The sequence below is a fragment of the Azospirillum sp. B506 genome (assembly GCF_000333595.1).
GTDB lineage: Bacteria > Pseudomonadota > Alphaproteobacteria > Azospirillales > Azospirillaceae > Azospirillum.
In genome coordinates, this window is the sequence record NZ_BADK01000081.1 from 1 (window position 1) to 4,253 (window position 4,253).

Sequence of the window (4,253 nt, forward strand, 5' to 3'; positions counted from 1 at the left end):
GGGCTGGTGGTCAATCTGGCCTTGGGGCTGGTCAATCGGGTGATGCCGGCGATGCCGGTCTATTTCGTCGCGACGCCGGGCGTGCTGATGATCGGCATGGGCCTGTTCATGGCGACCGCCGGTGCGATGCTGACCGCCTTCGTTGCGGCGCTGGGCGGCTGGCTGTCGGGGTCCTGACGCATGGCGGAGGAGGACGACGAGCAGAAGACCGAGGAACCGACAGAGAAAAAACTGCGTGAGGCGGCGGAGAAGGGCGACGTCCCCCGCGCCCGCGATGTCGGCCTGCTGTCGGCGATGGTCGCCGCCTGGATGATCGTGCTGATGGCGGTTCCCGGCGTCGCGGCGACCCTGTCGGCCCTGCTGCTGCCGCTGATCGAGAACCCGGACGACATCCGCATCGACGGCAGCGCAATCGATGTCATCCACAGCCTGCACTGGCTGATCGGCGGCGTCGCCGTGGCCCTGCTGCCGGTGCTGGGCATCCTGCTTGGCGGGGTGGTGGTGTCGGCGCTGGGGCAGGGGCAATTCGTCGTCGCTGCCGACCGCATCCGGCCGAAATGGTCGCACCTGTCGCCGGCGTCGGGCTGGAAGCGGATGGCCGGCCGGCCGGCGCTGGTCGAATTCGCCAAGAGCCTGGTCAAGCTCGCCATCATCAGCATCGCGGCGTGGAACGCGCTGGCGCCCTACATCGCTTGGACGGAGGATACTGTGGGCATGGACGTCGCCGGATTGCCCGTGCTGCTGCGGGACGTGACCTTGCGGCTGCTGCTGGCGGTCCTGCTGGCGACCGTCCTGATGGCGGCGGTGGATGTGCTGTGGAACCGCCTGGAATGGCGCCGCCGCCTGCGCATGAGCCACCAGGAGATCAAGGACGAGTTCAAGCAGAGCGAGGGCGACCCCCACGCCAAGGCCCGCCTGCGCGACATCCGCCGCTCACGCTCCAAGAAGCGGATGATGGCGAATGTCCCGCGCGCCACGGTGGTCATCACCAACCCCACCCATTTCGCCGTCGCCCTGGAATACGAGCGCGGCCGCACCGCCGCCCCGATCTGCCTCGCCAAGGGCGCCGACCTGATTGCGCTGCGCATCCGCGCCCTGGCCCAGGAGCACGACATCCCCATCGTCGAGAACCCGCCGCTCGCCCGTGCCCTGCACGCCTCGGCCGAGGTGGATTCGACCATTCCGCTCCAGCACTATCAGGCGGTGGCGGAGGTCATCACCTATGTGCTGAAGCTGAAGGGCGGGCTGGCCCGGCGGGGGTAAGGCCGTGGCGGAACTCCCGCCTCCCCGCCAAGGCGTTGGGGGAATTCCGATAAGAGATTGTCTTTGGGGATTATCTTCGGGGTGTGGCGATATTCTCTTGATTATCTTTGGATATCTGGCGCTGTTTCGCGCACATCGAAAATTCGATTGTGGAGAGTTCAAGTGCGCGTTCTGAAGATTGCCGCGGTTGCCGCGTTCGCCATGATTTCTGTTCCCGCCGTTGCCTTCGCCGATGATTTCGAGGCGCTGTGCACGGCCACCGACAAGTCCGAGCCGACCGTCGCGTCCTGCAAGTGCGCGTCCGGCAAGCTGACGGGTGCCGACCGCACCGCCGCCATCGAGGCGATGAAGGCCGTGAACGCCGCCATGGCCAGCGGCAAGGCCGAAGAGGCCGCTGCGGCCACGCAGAAGCATGCCAAGGGCGTCGAGATCGTGATGACCGCGCAAGCCACCTGTATGTAAGGCCTGCAGCTTCAGAACCCGACCTGTCGGGATCCGAAGCTTCGGTGCCATGGGCCGCCCATGTGGCGGCCCTTTCTGTTTCTGTGCGTTACATCTGAACATGCGCGGACGGCCGATTCCGGCGGCTCCGCTCCGCCCTGGCCCGGTGGGTTTCAGGCGGCTTCTCTTGCTATCCTGCCGGTCGCATGTCAGGAACGGAGGCGTCAGCCCGTGACCTGAAGGGGATCCCCGATGCCGCCGTTCTCCGCCAAGCCCGCCGCCAAAGCGGCGCCGAAATCCGCCGCCGGATCGCTGGCCGGTTTCTGCTCCTGGGCGGGCGAGGACGGCGTGCGCGTCTATCTGCGCCCGGTGGGGCTGATGCCCATCGCCGCCTGGGCCAAGGGCGCGGCGGTGCCGCTGGCCGGCGGGCGCTTCGCCTTCTCGACCGCCGAACTGATCGTGCGCGATGCCGGTTCCCGCACCGACCGCGCCTTCGCGCCGCTGTCTGAAATCATGGCCTGGGGCTGGGAGCGGTCGCGTGCGGTGGCGGAGATGTTGGATCGCCAGCTCGGCGCCCTGACCCGGGCGCGGGTGCCCTTCGCCGGGCTTGCGCCCGACCGGCCGCAGATCATGGGCATCGTCAACGTCACGCCGGACAGCTTTTCCGACGGCGGTGACTTCCTCGACCCCGCCGCCGCCATCGCCCATGGCGAGGCGATGCTGGCGGCCGGCGCCGACATTCTCGACATCGGCGGCGAATCCACCCGTCCCGGCGCCGACCCCGTTCCGCCGGAGGAGGAGGAGCGGCGCGTGCTGCCGGTCATCCGCCATTTCGCGGAGAAGGGAGCGACCGTCTCGGTCGACACTCGCCACGCCCTGGTGATGGAGTCCGCCGCCGCGGCCGGTGCCCGCATCGTCAACGACATCGCCGGCCTGTCCGATCCGGACGCGCTGCCGGTGGTCGCGCGGACGTCCACCCCGGTTGTCGTCATGCACATGCAGGGCGAACCCGGCACCATGCAGGCCAACCCGATCTACCGCGACGCCGCGCTCGACGTGTTCGACTGGTTGGAGGAGCGGGTCGCCTGCTGTGTCGCGGCTGGCGTGGCTCCGGAGCGCATCGCCGTCGATCCCGGCATCGGCTTCGGCAAGTCGACGGAGCACAATCTGGAGATCCTGCGCCATACGTCGCTGTACCATGCCCTTGGCTGCACGGTGCTGATCGGGCTGTCGCGCAAGGGCTTCATCGGCCGGCTGTCGCGCGGGGAGCCGCCAAAGGAGCGGCTGGCCGGCTCGCTCGCCGCCGGGCTGGAGACGCTGAACCAGGGCGCGCAGATTCTGCGCGTCCATGACGTGGCGGAGACAGCTCAGGCCCGTGCCGTCTGGGAGGCGCTGCATCCCCGGCATGGGTAAGCTGTAACCCTTTCGCGCAGCCGCCGAAGGAAGCTTGACCCGGCTTGGCTGCCGCGCGAAGAAACATCCTTCGCTTGTACATCCAGCGAAGCACCCCGACATCCGGGGCTTGGATAAGGTCTCTGCACGAGGTTTTCATGACGCGACACCTGTTCGGCACCGACGGCATCCGTGGCACCGCCAACATCGACCCGATGACCGCCGAAACGGCCCTGCGCGTGGCGATGGCGACCGCGCTGCAGTTTCGCCGTGGCGACCACCGCCATCGGGTGGTGATCGGCAAGGACACCCGCCTGTCCGGCTATCTGCTGGAACCGGCGCTCACCGCCGGTTTCATCTCGATGGGGATGGATGTGGTGCTGGTCGGGCCGCTGCCGACCCCGGCGGTTGCCATGCTGACCCGTTCGCTCCGTGCCGACATGGGCGTGGTGATCTCCGCCTCGCACAACCCCTATCAGGACAACGGCATCAAGCTGTTCGGCCCCGACGGCTACAAGCTGTCCGATGAGGTCGAGGCCGCCATCGAGGCGCGCATGGCGCTGCCCTTCGGCCCCGATCTCGCCGCGCCGGCCGATCTCGGCCGCGCCAGCCGTCTGGACGACGCCACCGGCCGCTACATCGAATATGTGAAGAACACCTTCCCGCGCGGCCTGCGTCTCGATGGCTTGAAGATCGTTGTCGATTGCGCCAACGGCGCCGCCTACAAGGTGGCGCCCAAGGTGCTGTACGAGCTGGGGGCCGACGTGGTCCCGGTCGGCGTCGCCCCCGACGGCACCAACATCAACAAGGGCTGCGGCGCCACCGCCACCCAGACCCTGCAGGAGCAGGTCGTCGCCCATGGCGCCCATCTCGGTGTCGCGCTCGACGGTGACGCCGACCGCCTGATCATGGTGGACGAGGCCGGGCGCCCCATCGACGGCGACCAGTTGATGACCCTGATCGCCACCTCCTGGGCGCGGTCGCAGACGCTGCGCGGCGGCGGCGTGGTCGCCACCGTGATGTCCAACCTGGGGATGGAGCGTCATCTCGGCGGCCTCGGCCTGCATCTGGCCCGCACACCGGTCGGCGACCGCTATGTCGTCGAGATGATGCGCGAGCACGGCTACAATGTCGGCGGCGAGCAGTCGGGCCATGTC

5 protein-coding genes are annotated in these 4,253 nt (G+C 68.3%); all 5 read left to right on the forward strand.

The genetic code is table 11. The features are described 5' to 3' along the window. The first annotated feature begins 6 nt into the window (after positions 1–6). Positions 7–177, forward strand: coding sequence for a flagellar biosynthetic protein FliR (locus I71_RS02720; RefSeq protein WP_280109838.1), 171 nt, complete (start codon positions 7–9; stop codon positions 175–177). A 3-nt stretch (positions 178–180) separates the two neighbouring features. Then, complete coding sequence (gene flhB, locus I71_RS02725; RefSeq protein ID WP_042690113.1) at positions 181–1,263, forward strand: flagellar biosynthesis protein FlhB; 1,083 nt, start codon at positions 181–183, stop codon at positions 1,261–1,263. Between the two features lie 162 nt (positions 1,264–1,425). Beyond that, a complete protein-coding gene (locus tag I71_RS02730) occupies positions 1,426–1,725 on the forward strand; it encodes a hypothetical protein (RefSeq protein ID WP_042690116.1) in 300 nt (99 codons plus the stop codon). A gap of 231 nt (positions 1,726–1,956) precedes the next feature. Further along, positions 1,957–3,117, forward strand: coding sequence for a dihydropteroate synthase (gene folP, locus I71_RS02735; RefSeq protein ID WP_042690120.1), 1,161 nt, complete (start codon positions 1,957–1,959; stop codon positions 3,115–3,117). Positions 3,118–3,254: 137 nt separating this feature from the next. Next, positions 3,255–4,253 (forward strand): phosphoglucosamine mutase (glmM, locus tag I71_RS02740; RefSeq protein WP_042690123.1); only part of this gene is annotated, 999 nt, incomplete at its 3' end.

Coding starts and splice junctions, on each gene's coding strand:
- folP (WP_042690120.1), top strand. CDS start 1,957: ATGCCGCCGTTCTCCGCCAAGCCCGCCGCCAAAGCGGCGCCGAAATCC.
- flhB (WP_042690113.1), top strand. CDS start 181: ATGGCGGAGGAGGACGACGAGCAGAAGACCGAGGAACCGACAGAGAAA.